This window comes from Achromobacter sp. AONIH1 (genome assembly GCF_002902905.1).
Classification (GTDB): domain Bacteria; phylum Pseudomonadota; class Gammaproteobacteria; order Burkholderiales; family Burkholderiaceae_B; genus Achromobacter.
In genome coordinates this window covers 5,745,158-5,761,845 of sequence record NZ_CP026124.1, presented here as the reverse complement: position 1 = coordinate 5,761,845, position 16,688 = coordinate 5,745,158, and the positions used below count along the sequence as shown (strand labels likewise).

The window sequence follows — 16,688 nt, the reverse complement described above, 5'->3', positions numbered from 1 at the left end:
ACAAGGAGACAAGATGGGTTCGGGATACAACCAGAAGAACAAGCAGCGCACGCTGGCGGAACTGGCCGCCATGGTGCCGGACGGCGCCAGCATCGCGCTGGGGGGCAGCTTCCTGCATCGCGGGCCGTTCGGCTTCGTGCGCGAACTGATCCGGCAGGGCAAGCGCGACCTGGAACTGATCAAGCAGTCGCCCGGCTACGACGTGGACATCCTGTGCCGCGCCGGCGCGTTGCGCCGCGTGCGCGCGGGCATCGTGGCCATGGAAGGCAACTTCGGCCTGGCGCCCTGGTATCGCAAGGCGATCGAGCGCGGCGAGGTCGAGCTGGAAGAGCATGCCTGCGCCAGCCTCACGGCGGGCCTGCGGGCGGCGGCGTTCGGCGTGCCGTTCCAGCCCTGCGGCGGCCTGCATGGCAGCGGCCTGCCCGAATTGAACGGCTGGAAATGCATCGACGATCCCTACGGCAGCGGCCAGCGGACCTGGGTGGTGCCGGCGGTGCGGCCGGACTTTGCCGTGATCCAGGCATCCGAGATCGACGCGCAGGGCAATGTGCGCGTGAGCGGCACCGCGCACTGGGACCGCATCATGTCGCGCGCCGCCGGCAGCGTGTTGGTAGTGGCCGAGAAACAGGTCGACAGCGCGGTGTTCGAGGCCCAGCCCGAGTCCACGCTGGTGCCGTACTTCATGGTGCAGGCCTATGCCGTGGCGCCGGGCAGCGCCTGGCCTGGCTCGTGCTGGCCGGCCTACGCGATCGACTACCCGGCCGTCGAGGCCTACATGGACAAGAACAGCGAACTGGCCGCCCACCTGGCGGCGGCGCCGGAAGCGAAGGAGGCCAGCCATGGCTGAGCAATGGTCGGGCTTTTCCTACATCGTGACCAACCTCGCGCGCTTCATCCGCCCGGACGAGATCACCTTCAGCGGCGTCAATTCCACCATGCCGATGCTGGCCTGCCTGCTGGCCAAGCGCGCCTATGACTGGGACTACGTCTACATCAACGTGGCGGGCGGCGTGAATCCCAGGCCCTCGCACGTGCCGCTTTCCAGCTCCGATCCGGTGCTGGCCGAACACACGGCGTCGATCTTCGCCAACGAGGATTTCTACGATCTGTGCACGCGCGGCCGCATGGACCTGACCTTCCTGGGCGCGGCCCAGATCGATGGCGAGGGCTGCGCCAACAACTCCTGCATCGGCGACTGGCACGCGCCCAAGGTCCGCCTGCCGGGCGGCGGAGGCGGCGCGGTCATGCTGCCCACGGCGCGGCGCGCCTGCACCTGGCGCACCGAGCACTCGACGCGCACGCTGGTGCCCAGGCTGGATTTCGTCACCTCATGGGGCGGCTTTCATGGCGTCGTCACGCCGATCGCCGTGTTCATCAAGCGTGACGGGCGGCTGGCCCTGCAGTCATGGCATCCGCAGGCGAGTCTCGCCGAGGTGCGCGAGCGCACCGGCTTCGAGTTCGACGCCAGCGGCGCCGCACCCACCGAGCCGCCCACGCCGGCCGAGGCGCGCGCCTTGCGCGAGCTGGACCCCGAGGGCCAATTCGAACGCGATGCGGCGGTGACGTTGCGCTGAGTAGGACCACCCCCGAGCGCTGGCGCGCTCCCCCCTCAAGGGGGCGCCGCGATGGCCCGGCAAAGCCGGATCCATGCGGCCCCGATCGCCTGGAGACACTGGTATGAACAACGCCGATGCCACGCTGGTGGCCGCCTACGCGCGCAGTTGGACCCGGCCGGACCGGGCGCGGTTGCCCGCCCTGGTCGCCGAAAACGCCACGCTGGACTACGCGGCGCTGCATGAGCGCGTGGCCCGCGCCGCGGGCGCGCTGCGGGCGGCGGGCGTGGGCGAGGGGGACTTTGTCGCCGTGGCGATGGAGCGCTCGCTGGAGCAACTGATCGCGATCCTGGGCGCGATGGCGGCGGGCGCCTGCCCGTGTCCGCTGGAACCGCGCCTGGCCGATGAGGAAACCGCGCGCCGCGTCGCCGCGGTGGGACTGGCCTGGATGCTGCACGACCCCGCGCACGCGGGCACGGCCGCCGCGTCCGGGCTGCCGGCGGCCCGCCTGCTGCCCGCCGAGCGCCTGGCGCTGGGCGAACCCGCCTGTGCGCAGGCGCTGGCGCCGGACGCGCCGGCGCTGCTGCTGTTCACCTCCGGCAGCACCGGCCATCCCAAGGGCGTGCTGCTGAGCCATCGCGGGCTGATGAACAATGCGCGCGGCGTGCTGGCGCATAGCGGCCTGACGCCGGACGACCGGCTGCTGCATGTGATGCCGCTGCATCACACCAACGCGCTGAACAACCAAGTCTTCACGCCGTTGCTGGCCGGGGCACGCGTGGCGCTGGCCGGACGCTTCCGCGCCGAGGACATGCCGGGACTGCTGGCGCGCTGGCGGCCCACCATCATGACCGGCGTGCCGACCATGTACGCGCGCATGCTGGACCTGGCATTCGAACCTGCCAGCCTGGCGGGCCTGCGCTACGCGCGTTGCGGCTCGGCGCCGATCACCGAGGCGCTGCACCGGCGCATCGAGGCTTTCCTGGGCTGCCCGCTGCTGGTGTCCTACGGCCTGTCGGAGGCGACCTGCACCTCGACCATGAATCCGCCCGGCGCGCGGCGCGTGGGCACGGTGGGCACGGTGCTGGCCGGCCAGCGCGTGGTCCTGCGCCAGCCCGACGGCAGCGCGGCGCCAGCTGGCGGCGAGGGCGAGATCTGCATCGAGGGCGACAGCCTGATGCTGGGCTACCTGGGCGCGCAGGGCCAGGCCGGCGTGGCGGACGGGCGGCTGCGCACCGGCGACGTGGGCCGCTTCGACGCCGACGGCTATCTGACCATCACCGGGCGCATCAAGGACGTGATCATCCGTGGCGGCGAGAACATCTCGCCAGCGCTGGTGGAGGGCGTGGTGGCGGCGCTGCCCGGCGTGGCGGCCTGCTGCGTGGTGGGCGCGCCCGATGCCGACCTGGGCGAAGTTCCGGTGGTGTTCGCGACCCGCGCGGCCGGCGCGCCGCCGGCGGACGAGGCGGGGATCCGCGCCGCCGTGCTGGCGGGCCTGGGCCGCATCTATGTGCCGCGCGACGTGCTCTGGGTGGACGCGCTGCCCGAGAACGCGGTGGGCAAGGTGGATCGCAAGGCGCTGGCGGCAAGGGTGGCGGCCGTCTGAGCCGCCCGCGTCTGCCGACGCGGGCGCACGCTCAATCCAGCCCTACGAACCCACCCGTCTGGTGGCTCCAAAGCCGTGCATACAGCCCGCCCCGGGCCACCAGCTCGGCATGCGTGCCGGCCTCGACGATGCGGCCCTGGTCCAGCACCACCAGCCGGTCCATGCGGGCGATGGTGGACAGCCGGTGCGCGATGGCGATCACGGTCTTGCCCTGCATCAGCGTCTCCAGGCTTTCCTGGATGGCGGATTCGACTTCCGAGTCCAGCGCCGAGGTGGCTTCGTCCAGGATCAGGATGGGAGCGTCCTTGAGCAGCACGCGGGCGATCGCGATGCGCTGGCGCTGGCCGCCGGACAGCTTGACGCCGCGTTCGCCAACGTGCGCGTCCAGGCCGCGGCGGCCTTCGCCGTCGATCAGACCGGCGATGAAGTCGCCGGCCCGCGCGCGCCGCACCGCGTCCTGCAGCTGTTGCTCGGACGCGTCGGGGCGGCCATAGAGCAGGTTGTCGCGGATGGAACGGTGCAGCAGCGAGGTGTCCTGCGTGACCACGCCGATCTGCGAGCGCAGGCTTTCCTGGGTGACGCCGGCGATGTCCTGGCCGTCGATCAGGATGCGTCCGCCCTGCAGGTCGTACAGGCGCAGCAGCACGTTGACCAGCGTGGACTTGCCGGCGCCGGACGGGCCGATCAGACCGATCTTCTCGCCGGCGCGCACCGTCAGGTCCAGATGCGGAATGACCTCGCGGGCGCCGCCATAGTGGAAGGAGACGTCGTCGAAACGCACCTCGCCGCGCGCGATCGCCAGCGGGCGGGCAGCCGGCGCGTCGAGCACCTGCTTGGGCTGCGAGATGGTGCTCAGCGCGTCCTGCACGATGCCGACGTTCTCGAAGATGCCGCTGACCTCCCACATGATCCAGGCCGACATGTTGTTGATGCGGATCACCAGCCCCAGCGCCAGCGTGATCGCGCCCAGCGTGATGCTGTCCTGGCTCCACAGCCACAGCGCCAGGCCGGCGGTGCCGACGATCAGCACGCCGTTCAGCGTGTTGATGGACACGTCCATCGCGGTGATGACGCGGGTCGACAGCTGCTGCTTTTCCGTCTGTTCGGCCAGCGCCTGGCGTGCGTAGTTCTCTTCCTGCCGGGCATGGGCGAAGAGCTTGAGCGTGCCGATGTTGGTATAGCCGTCGACGATGCGGCCCATGAGCTTGGAGCGCGCTTCCGACGCGGTCACGGCGCGCGCCTGCATGCGCGGCACGAAATAGCCCAGCATGCAGCAGTAGCCGACGATCCACAGCACCAGCGGGATCACCAGCCGCCAGTCGGCCTCGGCGAACAGGTACAGCGCGCTGACCACGTACAGGATGACGTGCCACAGCGCGTCCACCGACTGCACGGCGGAATCGCGCAGCGCGCTGCCGGCCTGCATGACGCGGTTGGCGACGCGGCCGGCGAAGTCGTTGTGGAAGAACGCCAGCCCCTGGCCCAGCACGTAGCGGTGATTCTGCCAGCGCACCAGCGTGGTCAGGCTGGGCGCGATGGTCTGGTGGGTCAGCAGGTCGTGCGCGGCGATCGCCAGCGGGCGCAGCACCATCACCACCACCGCCATCCACAGCAGCAGGCCGGCGTGGCGCTGGAAGAACTCGGCGGGCGGCGTGTCGCGCGCCAGGTCGACGATGTCGGCCAGGAAGCTGAACAGCGCCACCTCGACCAGCGCGCCCGCCAGTCCCACCACCAGCAGCACGGCGAAGATCGGCCAGACCTGCAGCAGGTAGTAGGCGTAGAAGCGCAGCACGCGGCCGGGCGGGGTGATGTCCGGGGCGTCCTTGAACGGGTCTATCAGGCTTTCGAAACGACGGAAGATGGATTTGTTCTGGACGCCGGGCATGGATGATCCGTAGGGGCGCCTGGCCGGCCTTGTGGGCGCGGCGGGCGCGGACGGCCGTGGCGCGGCTGCGCGGACGGCAGACGCCTAGCGTAGCAAATCTTTGTGGAGACGCCGTTGAATGGGGGCCTCTACCTCGCCCGGCGGGTGCCGCCGGCGCGCCGGCTGGCCTTGTCTGACACGATGTTGTCCTCGGCCATGCGCCGGCCGCGTTGCTCGATGCGCGCCAGGAAGCCGCGCAGCTGCTCGACCTCGGTCGCGCTCAGGTCCTGCACCAGCATGTCGTTCAGGCGCGCGACCTCGGGCAGCAGCGCCAGGTAGCGTTCCTGCCCGCGCTCGGTGGCCTCGACCCGGACCACGCGCCGGTCGGCGCTGTCGTGCAGCCGGCGCAGCCAGCCCTTCTCGCACAGCGTGCCCAGCGTGCGCGACGTGCGGGCCAGGTCCAGCTTGGCCGCCGCCGCCAGCTCGGCCGAGGTCATGATGCCGCCTTCCACCGCGCAGGCCAGCAGCCGCCACTCGCGCCGGGTGATGCCGTAGCGGCCTTCGCACAGGCGCACGAATACCGGGTTGGATTGCGACCATGCCTGGTAGAGACGGTACATCAGCATATCGGACAGGCTGGCCTGGCCGGGGGCTGGGGGCGTTGCCATGGCGTCTCCCGCGGGCCGAGCTGTTGCCCGTCGCGCATGCATATCGTTATGGAAAGTACTGGATTAGATCAACAAAGCGTCGCGTTGCTAAATTCATTTTGCCCATTTGGGCATGCGCCGGGCATAGGGAATAGCCCCCGGAGCAGCCACGGGGAATGGCCCCGGCAACCGGCCAACCGGCCGGGGAGCGCCAGGGCCGCAGCGAACCAGGAGATAGCGATGCGCAACAGATTGAGCGGCTGGGCGACGGGCCTGGCCTTGGCGGCAAGCGTGGCGGCCTGTCCCGCCGTACAGGCCCAGCCGCCGCTGGACGGCGCGCTGACCATCGTGGTGGGTTATCCGCCCGGCGGCAGTTCCGACCGCGTCGCGCGGCTGGTGGCGGACCGGCTCAAGGAGCGCATCGGTGCGCCGGTGGTGGTCGAGAACAAGACCGGGGCCGGCGGCCGCATCGCCGCCCAGGGCCTGCATGCGGCCGGGGCGGCGCAGAACGTGCTGATGCTGGCCAATCCGGCCGTCATGGTGGTGGCGCCGCTGGTCTACGACAAGCCTGGCTACGACGCGCAACGCGATTTCAAGCCGGTGTCGCTGGTGAGCCGCTACAAGTTCGCGCTGGCGGTGGCGGCGGATTCCAAGGTGCGCGACGTGGCCGGCCTGCGCCAGGTCCTGCGCGACGATCCCCGGCTGTTCTCGGTGGGCGTGCCCGCCACCGGCAGCCTGCCGCATTTCTTCGCGCTGATGCTGGGCCGCGCCATCAACCAGGAGCCCGAGATCGTCGGCTACCGGGGGTCGGCGCCGCTGATCTCCGAGCTGATCGGCGGCGTCCTGCCGCAGGCCATCGACACGCTGGACACGCTGCTGCCGCAGCACCGCGCCGGCAAGATCCGCATCCTGGCGACGTCGGGCCAGACGCGCGATCCCGACCTGCCCGACGTGCCGACCTTCCGCGAGGCCGGCGTGGACCTGGCCGCTGACGGCTGGAACGCCTTCTTCGCGCCGGCCGCCATGCCGGCGGACAAGGCTGAGCGGCTGGGCCGCGACATCGCCGCCGTGCTGGACGAGCCGGCCCTGCGCGAGGCCGTGCGCGCCGCCTACCTGGAACCGGTGTCGGCCGACGCCGCCCGCAGCGCCGAGGCGCTGGACGCCTACCGCAAGCAGTGGGAACCGGTGGTGCGCGCGTCCGGCTTCACGGCCACGCAATAAGGACAGGGGCAGACATGGGCGCCGTCCAGAATGTGCTGTTCATCATGGCCGATCAGCTGCGGGCCGACCACCTCGGCTGCTACGGCCATCCCTACCTGGAGACGCCCAGCCTGGACGGGCTGGCGGCGCGCGGCGCGCGCTTCACGCGCGCCTTCGTCAATTCCGGGGTGTGCGGTCCGTCGCGCATGAGCTACTACACCGGCCGCTATCCATCGCGCCACGGCGCGACCTGGAACCGCGTGCCGCTTTCGGTCAACGAGATCACGCTGGGCGAATACCTGGCCGGCCAGGGGCGCGACCTGGCGCTGGCCGGCAAGACCCACGTGATACCGGACAAGGCGGGCATGGAGCGGCTTGCCATCGACGGCGCGTCGGAACTGGGCATCCTGTTGAACCGGGGCGGCTTCGTCGAGCTGGACCGCTACGACGGTCACCATGAACCCGGGGCCGAGAGCGGCTATCCGGCCTTCCTGCGGCGTCACGGCTACGACAGCGCCGATCCCTGGACCGACTACGTCATCGCCGGCGTGGACGCGTCCGGGCAGGTGGTCAGCGGCTGGAACATGCGCAATGTGCATCTGCCTTCGCGCGTGGCCGAGGCGCATTCCGAGACCGCCTACATGACGGACCAGGCGCTGGACTTCATGAAGCGGCGCGGCGGCCAGCCCTGGGTGCTGCATCTGAGCTATGTGAAGCCGCACTGGCCCTACATGGCACCGGATCCCTACCATCGGCGCTACCGCGCGGACCAATGCCTGCCCGTGCGCCGCAACCTTGCCGAGCTGGAGAATGCGCATCCGGTGGTGGCCGCCTATCGGCAGCACGAGGAGAGCGTCAGTTTTTCCAGCGACGATTGCGTGCGCGTGGTGCGTCCGGCCTACCAGGGCCTGATCCGGCAGCTGGACGACCATCTGGGACGCCTGTTCGATTACATGGAAGGCGCGGGCCTGATGAAGAACACGCTGATCGTGTTCACCGCCGACCACGGCGATTTCCTGGGCGACCATTGGCTGGGCGAGAAGGAACTGTTCTACGACACCGTGCAGCGCGTGCCCTTCATCGTCATGGATCCGTCCGGCGAGGCCGATGCCACGCGCGGCCAGGCGCTGGACCACATGGTCGAAAGCGTGGACCTGGTGCCCACCGTGCTGCGCGCGCTGGACGCGCCCCGGCCGGCGCACCGGCTGGAAGGACGCGAGCTGCAGGAAGTGCTGCATGGCCTGCCGGACGGCCAGCCCTGGCGCGACTGCGTGTATTCGGAGCTGGACTACAGCTTCCGACAGGCCCGCCTGCTGCGCGGCAAGACGCCGCGCAATGCCCGCGCCTGGTCGCTGCGCACGGACCGGTGGCGCTATGTGTACTGGCTGGACGAGCCGGAGCAGCTGTACGACCTGCAGGCCGATCCCGAAGAGTTCCAGGACCTGGGGACCAGCGCCGCGTACGCCGAGGTGCGCGGGGCCTTGCGCCACCGTCTGCTGGAATGGATGCTGCGCGGCCGCACCCGCACCACGATGAGCGACGAGGCGGTGGAGCGGGCCACCAACGCGCACAAGCGCGCGGGCGTGTATTTCGGGCAGTGGTAGGCGGCGCGCCGTCGCGGCGGCGCCAAATCGAAGCGGGCCGGCGCCGCCGGCCCGCCGCGACGCGGGATCAGGCCTGGGCGGGCGCCTTGGCCTGCGCCTGGGCTTCCGGCTTGAGTTCGCGCCGCAGGATCTTGCCGACGTTGGTGCGCGGCAGGTCGTCGCGGAACTCCACGTAGCGCGGCACCTTGTAGCCGGTGAGCTGGGTGCGGCAATGGGCGATCAGCGTCTCGGCGTCCAGGTTCGGATCCTTGCGGATGACGTAGAGCTTGACCGCCTCGCCGGAGCGTTCGTCCGGCACGCCGACCGCCGCCACCTCGCGCACGCCGGGGTGCAGCGCGGCCGCATCCTCGACTTCGTTCGGATAGACGTTGAAGCCGGACACCAGGATCATGTCCTTTTTGCGGTCCACCAGGAACACATAGCCGGCCTCGTCCACGTAGCCGATATCGCCGGTGCGCAGGAAGCCGTCCGCGTACAGCACCAGCGCGGTCTCGTCCGGGCGCTTCCAGTAGCCGCGCGTCACCTGGGGGCCTCGCACGCAGATCTCGCCGCGCTCGCCGATGGGCAGTTCGCGGCCCTCGTCGTCGCGGATGGAGATGTCGGTGGACGGCACCGGCAGGCCGATGGAGCCGGTGAATTCCTTCACGTCCAGCGGATTGATGGTCACGGCGGGCGAGGTCTCGGTCAGGCCGTAGGCCTGGGCCAGCGAGCGGCCGGTGACGGCGCGCCAGCGCTCGGCCACCGAACGCTGCACCGCCATGCCGCCGCCCAGCGTCAGGCGCAGGCGCGAGAAATCCAGCTTGGCGAAATCGGGGTTGTTCAGCAGCGCGTTGAACAGCGTGTTGACCCCGGTGAAGGCGCTGACCGGCGCCTTGGACATTTCCTTGATCAGCCCCGGTATGTCGCGTGGGTTGACGATGAGCAGGTTGCTGGCGCCGATCTTCATGAACGTCAGGCAGTTCGCCGTCAGCGCGAAGATGTGATATAGCGGCAGCGCCGTCACGATGAGTTCTTCGCCGTCCCGGACCAGCGGCGTCACCCAGGCGTGGGCCTGGCTGACGTTGGCCATCAGGTTGCCGTGCGACAGCATGGCCGCCTTGGCCACGCCGGTGGTGCCGCCCGTGTATTGCAGGCAGGCCAGGTCGTCCTGATTCAGCTCGACCTCGGTGAAGGGCAGGGCGCGGCCGGCGCGCAGCGCCTGGCCCAGCCGCTGCGCGCCGGGAATCGACCACGCCGGCACCATGCGCTTGACGCGCTTGACCACCAGGTCGACCAACCGGCCCTTGAGCGGGCCCAGCAATTCGCCGATGGAGGTGACCAGCACGCGCTCGATGGCGCTCTTGGGCAGCGCCTGCTGCAAGGTTGCGGCGAAGTTGTCCGCCACCACGATGGCGCGCGCGCCCGAGTCGGCCAGCTGGTGCTCAAGCTCGTGCGCGGTGTAGAGCGGATTGCAGTTGACCACGACGCAGCCGGCGCGCCAGGCGCCGAACAGGCAGACCGGGTATTGCAGCAGGTTGGGCATCATCAGGGCGATGCGGTCGCCCTTGCCCAGCCCGTTGGCGTGCAGCCAGGCGGCGAAGTCGCGCGTCAGCGCGTCCAGTTCGGCGTAGCTGATCGACTTGCCCATGCTGATGTACGAGGTCTTGCCGGCATACTGCCGGCAGCTGTCCCGCACCACCGTCACCATCGTCGACACGCCGTCGAGCTGGATGTCCGTGGGCATGCCGGGGGGGTAGCTCTTTTGCCAGATTCGTTCCATATCGTTGGGGATTCCGCCTAGTTGCCCAGCAGGGCCTTCTTCAGGGAGGACTGCGACGGGTTTTCGCCCAGCCATACACGCAGCAGCGCCCGGGCGAAGGCGGGATCGTCGATGCGTCCGCGCGCCTTGCCGTTGTCGCTGACCGATACGCCCTTGGCGTCGAAGTCCAGGTCGATCACGTCGCCTTCCTTGGCCGAGCCCACGCTGGCCATCAGGGCCGAGAGGCGTTGGGCCGGTTCCTTCAGCGCTTCCAGCTCCTGCTTGGGCGTATTGTCGCGCAATCCGTCCTGCAGCGCCCCGTCCAGGCTCTTGCTGTCGACGTCGCGCAGCATGTGCAGCCGCATGCGGCGGGGTTCGGCGCTATTGACCAGCGCGGCGGCGTCGCTGGTCCTGGCGGTCGCGTATAGCGCGGCCACGTAGACCTTCACGACGAACTTGGTGCGCACGCCGGCGCCGTTGAGCACCAGCGCGCGGCCGCCCTCGGACAACTGGTCCGGGACGCGCAGGCCGCCGACTTCGACGTCGGCCGCCAGGGCCGGGGCGCCCGCCAGGGCGGCGGCCAGGATCAGGCTCAGGGCGGCGGTTCGCCCTCCGGGGATGCGATGCATTTGTCACCTCCTTGGGTCTTCTGCTTGTAGAACTTCTTGTTTGCGATATAGATCGTTCGTTCCACGACGGCGTAGACGACGCCGTCCTTGTCCTGCAGTTCCACCGTGTACGTCCGGGTGGTTTCATGCTCGCGCGCCAGGATCTCGCGGATTTCCGCGATTTCCCCGGCAGGCAGGCGGAAATCCACGTACAGGGTGGTGTAGGCGGGCTTGCGGTAGCGGATGGACGCCGCCTTGTCCCATACGATGTGATCCGAGCCTAGCGCGGACATCAGCATCGTGGGGTGGGCGCCGTCGGTCACCGCGAACAGCGAGCCGCCATACATCGAGCCAACGATATTGCGGGTGCGCCGCAACAGCGGCAGCTTGATCCGGATGTGATGAAAATCCGGAGACACGTGCAGCACCCGCCCGCCGGTGGCGCGGAACGCCGGATGCAGGTTGAACCCCACCCGCATCAGCCGCGCGCGCCATTCGGGGGACAGGCGCTTGAACCAATAAGGCTTCACTGGATACCCGCCGTCCTACAGCGCCTCGAACAGGCCAGCCGCGCCCATGCCGGTGCCGATGCACATCGTCACCAGCCCGTGCTTGCCGCCGGTGCGGCGCAGGCCATGGACCAGCGTGGCCGTGCGGATCGCGCCGGTGGCGCCCAGCGGGTGGCCCAGGGCGATGGCGCCGCCCAGTGGGTTGACCTTGGCGGGGTCGAGCCTGAGTTCGCGCATCACCGCCAGCGATTGCGCGGCGAAGGCTTCGTTCAGTTCGATCCAGTCCAGCGCATCCTGCGTGATGCCGCCGCGCTCCAGCACCTTCGGGATCGCGGCCACCGGCCCGATGCCCATGACCTCGGGCGGCACGCCGGCCACGGCGAAGCTGACGAAGCGCGCCAGCGGTTGCAGGTTGAATTCGCGCAGGATGCGGTCGGACACCAGGATCACGGCGGCCGCGCCGTCGGACATCTGCGAGCTGTTGCCAGCGGTGACGCTGCCGCGCGCGGCGAACACCGGGCGCAGCTTGGCCAGCGATTCCGCGCTGCTGTCGGGGCGCGGGCCTTCGTCCGTCTCGACCAGCCGGCGCGCCACGCGCACCGCGCCGTTGGCGTCGGGCAGGTGCGACACCACCTCGAAGGGCGTGGTCTCGGCCCTGAAATGGCCTGCCGCGATGGCGGCGCAGGCTTTCTGGTGGGAAGCCAGCGCGAAGGCGTCCTGGTCTTCGCGCGACACCTTCCAGCGCTCGGCGACCTTCTCGCCGGTCAGGCCCATGCCAAAGGCCATGCCCAGGTTTTCCTCGTGCGCGAAGATGGCCGGATTCATCGACACCTTGTTGCCCATGATCTGCGGCATGGCGCTCATGGACTCGGTGCCCGCGCCGATCATGATGTCGGCCTCGCCGGTGCGGATGCGGGCGGCGGCGTCGGCCACCGCCTGCAGGCCGGAGGCGCAGAAGCGGTTGACGGTGACGCCCGCCACGCTCTGCGGCAGTCCCGCCAGCAGCAGCCCGATGCGCGCGACGTTCATGCCCTGTTCGGCCTCGGGCATGGCGCAGCCCGCGATCACGTCCTCGATGCGCGCGGGATCCAGCCCCGGCGCCTGCGCCAGCGCCCCATTCAGCGCCGCCGCCAGCATGTCGTCCGGCCGGGTGGTCGCATAAGCGCCATTGCGCTTGCCCACCGGCAGCCGCGTCGCGGCAACGATATACGCGTCTTGAATTTGCTTGCTCATCTCATATCCTCAAATATTCATGGACCCAAACTCAACCCACAACGGCGCCCCAAGATCGGGGCCGCGCGGATCCGGCTCCGCCGGTCCGCAGCCGGCGCCCCCTTGAGGGGGAAGCGCCAAAGGCGCTTCGGGGGTGGACCCCATCAATTCCGCAGAGGCTTGCCGGTTTCCAAGGTGTGGCGGATGCGGGCCTGGGTCTCCGGCGTGCGCAGCAGCGCCACGAACTCCTTGCGCTCCACGGTCAGCAGCCATTCCTCGTCCACGCGCGTGCCGGTCTCGATCTCGCCGCCGCACAGCGCCACGGCGGCGCTGCGCGCCACGCGGTAGTCGTGCGCGCTGATCATGCCGCCTTCGCGCATGTTGACCAGCATCATCTCGAAGTTGGCGATGCCATTGCGGCCGGCGACCGGCACGTTCTGCAGCCTGGCCGGCGGCACGTAGCCGGCCTGGGCGGCGGCGCGGGCCTGGCCGATGGCCACGAACAGCAGCTCGTCCGGATGGAACAGCACGATGTCCTGTTCGCGGGCGAAGCCGGTCTCGATGGCCTCGCGCGCGCTCTTGGCGACCTGAGCGGTGGCGATGGTCTGGAAGATCGGTTGCAGGAACGGGAAGACTTCGCCGGGCGTGGCGGTCTTGGCGGCCAGCGCGGCCGCGCGACCGGCGAATTCCTTGCTGCCGCCGCCGGCCGGGATCAGGCCCACGCCGGCCTCGACCAGGCCGATGTAGCTTTCCAGCGCCAGCACGCGGTGCGAGGCATGCATCAGGAACTCGCAGCCGCCGCCGAGCGCCATGCCCTGCACGGCGGCGACGGTGGGGATCTGCGCGTACTTGAAGGCCTGCGAGGCGCGCTGGAACTTCTCGACCGTGGCTTCCAGCATGTCCCACTGGCCGGCGGCGCAGGCTTCGACCACCTGCTGCAGGTTGGCGCCCACGGCGAAGGGAGCCGGATGCCAGATGACCAGGCCCTCGAACTCGCGCTCGGCGCGGGCCACGGCCTGCAGGATGCCTTCCAGCACCTCGGCGCCCAGCGTGTGGTTCTTGGAGATGACCGACAGGATGGCCACGCCCGGATCCACGTCGGGCAGGTTCCAAAGGCGCACGCCTTCGTTTTCCCAGACGGTGACGCCACGGTTGTCGGGCGCTTCGCCGAATACGCGCTCGGGATAGATCTGGCGGCGGTACACCGGCAGGGCCGAGCGCGCATGCAGCTTGCCGCTGCGCGCCGAATACGAACCCTCGGGCGCGTGCACGCCCTGGCGGGCGGGCTCCAGCGCCCAGGCGGGCAGGGGGCTGTCGCTCATGGCGCGGCCGGCGGCGATGTCCTCGGCCACGGCCTGGGCGATCTGTTGCCAGCCGGCGGCCTGCCAGGTCTCGAACGGGCCCTGGGCCCAGCCGAAGCCCCAGCGCATGGCCAGGTCCAGGTCGCGGGCATTGTCGGCCACGTTGGCCAGCTGCGCGGCGCTGTAGTGGAAGATGTCGCGGAACAGGCTCCACAGGAACTGGGCCTGGGGATGGCTGCTGGCGCGCAGCGCGGCGAAGCGCTTGGCCGGATCGCGTTCCTTGAGGATCGCGCCCACCTCGTCTGCCAGCTTGCCGGCGCTGGGGCGGTAGTCCTGGGCTTTCAGATCCAGCACCTGGATCTCGCGGCCGGCCTTGCGATAGACGCCTGCGCCGCTCTTCTGGCCCAGCGCGCCTTTGGAAATCAGTGCGGCCAGCCACTCGGGCTGCTTGAAATAGCGGTGCCAGGGATCGTCGGCCAGGTTCTTGTCCATGGTGCCGATCACATGCGCCAGCGTATCCAGGCCGACCACGTCGGCGGTGCGATAGGTGGCGCTCTTGGGACGGCCGATCTTCGGGCCGGTCAGCGCGTCGACTTCGTCGAAGCCCAGGCCCAGGCGGGCGGTGTGATGCATGGCCGCCAGGATCGAGAACACGCCGATCCGGTTGGCGACGAAATTGGGGGTGTCCAGCGCGCGGATCACGCCCTTGCCCAGCGTCGACGTGAGCCAGGTTTCGAGCTGGTCCAGCACGCGCGGTTCGGTGTGCGAGGTGGCGATGATCTCGACCAGCCGCATGTAGCGCGGCGGGTTGAAGAAATGGATGCCGCAGAAGCGGTGGCGCAGCTGCTCGGGCAGGGCGTGGCCCAGCGCGTCGATCGACAGCCCGGAGGTGTTCGAGGCGATGATGGCGCCGGGCGCCACGTGCGGCGCGATGCGCTCGTACAGCGCGGTCTTCCAGTCCATGCGCTCGGCGATGGCCTCGATGATCAGGTCGCAGCCCTGCAGCCGTTCGATATGGTCGTCATAGTTGGCGGGCTGGATCAGGGCCAGGCGCGCGACGCCGGCCAGCGGCGCGGGTTCGAGCTTCTTCAGGCCGGTCAGCGCCTTCTTGACGATGCCGTTGCGGTCGCCTTCTTTGGCGGCGAGGTCGAACAGCGTGACGGGCACGCCGGCGTTGGCCAGGTGGGCGGCGATCTGTGCGCCCATGACGCCGGCACCCAGCACGGCGACGTGTTTAACGACGAACTTGCTCAAGGAAGTCTCCAAAAAATGCCCAAGGCTGTGTGCCTTGTTGCGCTTGCCGTCCCCGTGCAGGAAGGGACATGTTGCTCCGGTCCTTCACGAAACGGGCGCCACCCGCCGCGCATACAACGGGTGGCCCCTATTCCTGTCCAAACCGCGCGGAGCCGGCTTTGCCGGTCCGGTCCGCGGCGGCGCCCTTGATGCGGAGCGCATGGCGCTCCAGGGTGGGCGGCCCTTAGAAGCGCGACGAGACCTGCAGGCCGAAGATGTGGCCGCTGCTGTCGTAGCTGCCCGCCACGCGACCCTTGGCAAGGGCGTTGCCGGAGTTCGTGTCGATGTACGTCTTGCGCAGGTACAGGTAGGTGTAGCCCACGTCCAGCGTCGTGTTCTTGGTGGCCTGCCACTGCACGCCGGTCGAGAACCAGTAGCGGTCGTTGTCCGGCAGCGAGGTGGGGCGGTCCTGTTCCTTGTGGACCGGCGACTGGTCATAGGCCAGGCCGAACTTCCACTTCCAGTCGGGCGCGAACTTGTAGTTCGCGCCGACGGCCAGGCGCCACGTGTCGCGGAAGTTCAGCGGCAGCTCGTCATCCTTGGCGCCGGTGCCCGAGTTGCGGATCTTCAGCGCGGGGATGCTGCTCCAGCCGGTCCACGAGATGTCGCCCAGCAGTTCCCAGCGCTCGTTCAGCTGGTGCGCGGCGCTCAGGATCAGCGTGTCGGGCAGGTCCACGGTCGCCTTGGCGTCGAACGAAGCGGACTGACGGGTCGGCCCGATGTTGTCGATGTCGGTATCGCCCTTGGCCGTCTGGCGGATCTTCGAGCGGTACGACAGGCCGATGCGGGTGTCCTCGGTGGGTTGCAGCATGAAGCCCACGTTCCAGCCCCAGGCGTCGCCCTTCAAATTGAGGTCGGCATCGCCATTGGTGAAGACCGGGCGGCCCGGCACGGGCAATTGCACCACGGTCTTCTTTTTGTACTCGGCGTCGATGCGCTGCCAGTTCAGGCCAAAGCCCATCGAGAACTTGTCGTTGACCTTATAGGCCACCGAGGGGTTCACGTTGATGGTCTTGATGTCGAACTTGTTGGAGTGGTACTGGCCGGCCCAGCCTTCGTCGTACTTGGTCATCAGGCCGAACGGCGCGCCGATGCCCAGGCCGATGAACCACTTTTCATTGAGCTGCAGCGAGGCGTAGAGGTTCGGCACCACGCCGAGCTTGCCGGCGTCGCCGCCGTTGCCGCCGGTGGGACGCGAGCCGCCCAGGCCGGAGCCGGGTATGCCGGGCACGCCGGGATTGCGGCTGTCGCCGTTGTCCGAGAACTTGAACGAGGGCTTGATCAGGTTGACCCCGCCCGAGAAGTTGAAGCCCGGCAGGTACGTCATGCCGGCCGGGTTGTAGTAGATGATGCTGGCGTTTTCCGGATTTGCCGCCGAGCCCGCGTAGGCGTTGCCCAGGCCGCTGGCGTTCTGCTCAAGGAGCTGGAAGCCGGCGGAGTGGGCGACGGTGGACGCGCCCAGGCCGGCCACGATGACCGACAGGGTGCTCAGGGACAATGAACGTCTGCTCATGGTACTGCCTCCTCGTGTTGGATAGGTGTCGTTATGGCAC

At 69.4% G+C, this 16,688-nt stretch carries 13 protein-coding genes; 5 read left to right on the top strand and 8 right to left on the bottom strand.

Going from position 1 to position 16,688, the window contains the following annotated elements; translation table 11 throughout:
- The first annotated feature begins 13 nt into the window (after nucleotides 1–13).
- The 3 genes from C2U31_RS26225 (at nucleotide 14) to C2U31_RS26215 (ending at nucleotide 3,159) form a co-directional block, all read left to right on the top strand.
- The gene (locus C2U31_RS26225) at nucleotides 14–847 is read left to right on the top strand and encodes a CoA transferase subunit A (protein WP_103275481.1); all 834 of its coding nucleotides are present in this window, start codon (nucleotides 14–16) and stop codon (nucleotides 845–847) included.
- Nucleotides 840–1,574: a CoA-transferase subunit beta gene (locus C2U31_RS26220; RefSeq protein WP_103275480.1), complete on the top strand. Its 735-nt coding sequence runs from the start codon at nucleotides 840–842 to the stop codon at nucleotides 1,572–1,574. Before C2U31_RS26225 ends, C2U31_RS26220 begins: the two co-directional genes overlap by 8 nt.
- Nucleotides 1,575–1,677: 103 nt before the next feature.
- Complete coding sequence (locus C2U31_RS26215; protein WP_103275479.1) at nucleotides 1,678–3,159, top strand: class I adenylate-forming enzyme family protein; 1,482 nt, start codon at nucleotides 1,678–1,680, stop codon at nucleotides 3,157–3,159.
- A gap of 31 nt (nucleotides 3,160–3,190) precedes the next feature.
- On the opposite strand, the gene C2U31_RS26210 is transcribed toward C2U31_RS26215, so the two are convergent.
- Nucleotides 3,191–5,044, bottom strand: a complete 1,854-nt coding sequence (locus C2U31_RS26210) for an ABC transporter ATP-binding protein (protein ID WP_103275478.1) — start codon at nucleotides 5,042–5,044, stop codon at nucleotides 3,191–3,193.
- A 128-nt stretch (nucleotides 5,045–5,172) separates the two neighbouring features.
- Nucleotides 5,173–5,691 (bottom strand): MarR family winged helix-turn-helix transcriptional regulator, encoded by a 519-nt coding sequence (locus C2U31_RS26205; RefSeq protein ID WP_103275477.1) that lies wholly within the window; start codon nucleotides 5,689–5,691, stop codon nucleotides 5,173–5,175.
- A gap of 219 nt (nucleotides 5,692–5,910) precedes the next feature.
- Here C2U31_RS26205 and C2U31_RS26200 point away from each other — a divergent pair, with 219 nt between their 5' ends.
- Together C2U31_RS26200 and C2U31_RS26195 are read left to right on the top strand one after the other, a co-directional pair.
- Nucleotides 5,911–6,891 (top strand): tripartite tricarboxylate transporter substrate-binding protein, encoded by a 981-nt coding sequence (locus tag C2U31_RS26200; RefSeq protein ID WP_103275476.1) that lies wholly within the window; start codon nucleotides 5,911–5,913, stop codon nucleotides 6,889–6,891.
- Between the two features lie 14 nt (nucleotides 6,892–6,905).
- The gene (locus C2U31_RS26195) at nucleotides 6,906–8,474 is read left to right on the top strand and encodes a sulfatase-like hydrolase/transferase (RefSeq protein WP_103275475.1); all 1,569 of its coding nucleotides are present in this window, start codon (nucleotides 6,906–6,908) and stop codon (nucleotides 8,472–8,474) included.
- Between the two features lie 67 nt (nucleotides 8,475–8,541).
- Here the strand turns inward: C2U31_RS26195 and C2U31_RS26190 are convergent, their stop codons facing one another.
- The 6 genes from C2U31_RS26190 to C2U31_RS26165 all read right to left on the bottom strand — a co-directional run bounded on the left by C2U31_RS26190 (nucleotide 8,542) and on the right by C2U31_RS26165 (nucleotide 16,648).
- A complete protein-coding gene (locus tag C2U31_RS26190) occupies nucleotides 8,542–10,233 on the bottom strand; it encodes an AMP-binding protein (RefSeq protein WP_103275474.1) in 1,692 nt (563 codons plus the stop codon).
- A 17-nt stretch (nucleotides 10,234–10,250) separates the two neighbouring features.
- Nucleotides 10,251–10,841, bottom strand: a complete 591-nt coding sequence (locus C2U31_RS26185) for a chalcone isomerase family protein (protein WP_103275473.1) — start codon at nucleotides 10,839–10,841, stop codon at nucleotides 10,251–10,253.
- Nucleotides 10,805–11,350, bottom strand: coding sequence for a DUF4442 domain-containing protein (locus C2U31_RS26180; protein WP_103275472.1), 546 nt, complete (start codon nucleotides 11,348–11,350; stop codon nucleotides 10,805–10,807). Before C2U31_RS26180 ends, C2U31_RS26185 begins: the two co-directional genes overlap by 37 nt.
- A 15-nt stretch (nucleotides 11,351–11,365) precedes the next feature.
- Complete coding sequence (locus tag C2U31_RS26175; protein ID WP_103275471.1) at nucleotides 11,366–12,562, bottom strand: acetyl-CoA C-acyltransferase; 1,197 nt, start codon at nucleotides 12,560–12,562, stop codon at nucleotides 11,366–11,368.
- Between the two features lie 143 nt (nucleotides 12,563–12,705).
- Nucleotides 12,706–15,096 (bottom strand): 3-hydroxyacyl-CoA dehydrogenase/enoyl-CoA hydratase family protein, encoded by a 2,391-nt coding sequence (locus C2U31_RS26170; RefSeq protein WP_103275470.1) that lies wholly within the window; start codon nucleotides 15,094–15,096, stop codon nucleotides 12,706–12,708.
- Nucleotides 15,097–15,319: 223 nt separating this feature from the next.
- Complete coding sequence (locus C2U31_RS26165; RefSeq protein WP_103275469.1) at nucleotides 15,320–16,648, bottom strand: OmpP1/FadL family transporter; 1,329 nt, start codon at nucleotides 16,646–16,648, stop codon at nucleotides 15,320–15,322.
- Between the last annotated feature and the right edge of the window lie 40 nt (nucleotides 16,649–16,688).

Coding starts and splice junctions, on each gene's coding strand:
- C2U31_RS26225 (WP_103275481.1), top strand. CDS start 14: ATGGGTTCGGGATACAACCAGAAGAACAAGCAGCGCACGCTGGCGGAA.
- C2U31_RS26220 (WP_103275480.1), top strand. CDS start 840: ATGGCTGAGCAATGGTCGGGCTTTTCCTACATCGTGACCAACCTCGCG.
- C2U31_RS26215 (WP_103275479.1), top strand. CDS start 1,678: ATGAACAACGCCGATGCCACGCTGGTGGCCGCCTACGCGCGCAGTTGG.
- C2U31_RS26210 (WP_103275478.1), bottom strand. CDS start 5,044: ATGCCCGGCGTCCAGAACAAATCCATCTTCCGTCGTTTCGAAAGCCTG.
- C2U31_RS26205 (WP_103275477.1), bottom strand. CDS start 5,691: ATGGCAACGCCCCCAGCCCCCGGCCAGGCCAGCCTGTCCGATATGCTG.
- C2U31_RS26200 (WP_103275476.1), top strand. CDS start 5,911: ATGCGCAACAGATTGAGCGGCTGGGCGACGGGCCTGGCCTTGGCGGCA.
- C2U31_RS26195 (WP_103275475.1), top strand. CDS start 6,906: ATGGGCGCCGTCCAGAATGTGCTGTTCATCATGGCCGATCAGCTGCGG.
- C2U31_RS26190 (WP_103275474.1), bottom strand. CDS start 10,233: ATGGAACGAATCTGGCAAAAGAGCTACCCCCCCGGCATGCCCACGGAC.
- C2U31_RS26185 (WP_103275473.1), bottom strand. CDS start 10,841: ATGCATCGCATCCCCGGAGGGCGAACCGCCGCCCTGAGCCTGATCCTG.
- C2U31_RS26175 (WP_103275471.1), bottom strand. CDS start 12,562: ATGAGCAAGCAAATTCAAGACGCGTATATCGTTGCCGCGACGCGGCTG.
- C2U31_RS26165 (WP_103275469.1), bottom strand. CDS start 16,648: ATGAGCAGACGTTCATTGTCCCTGAGCACCCTGTCGGTCATCGTGGCC.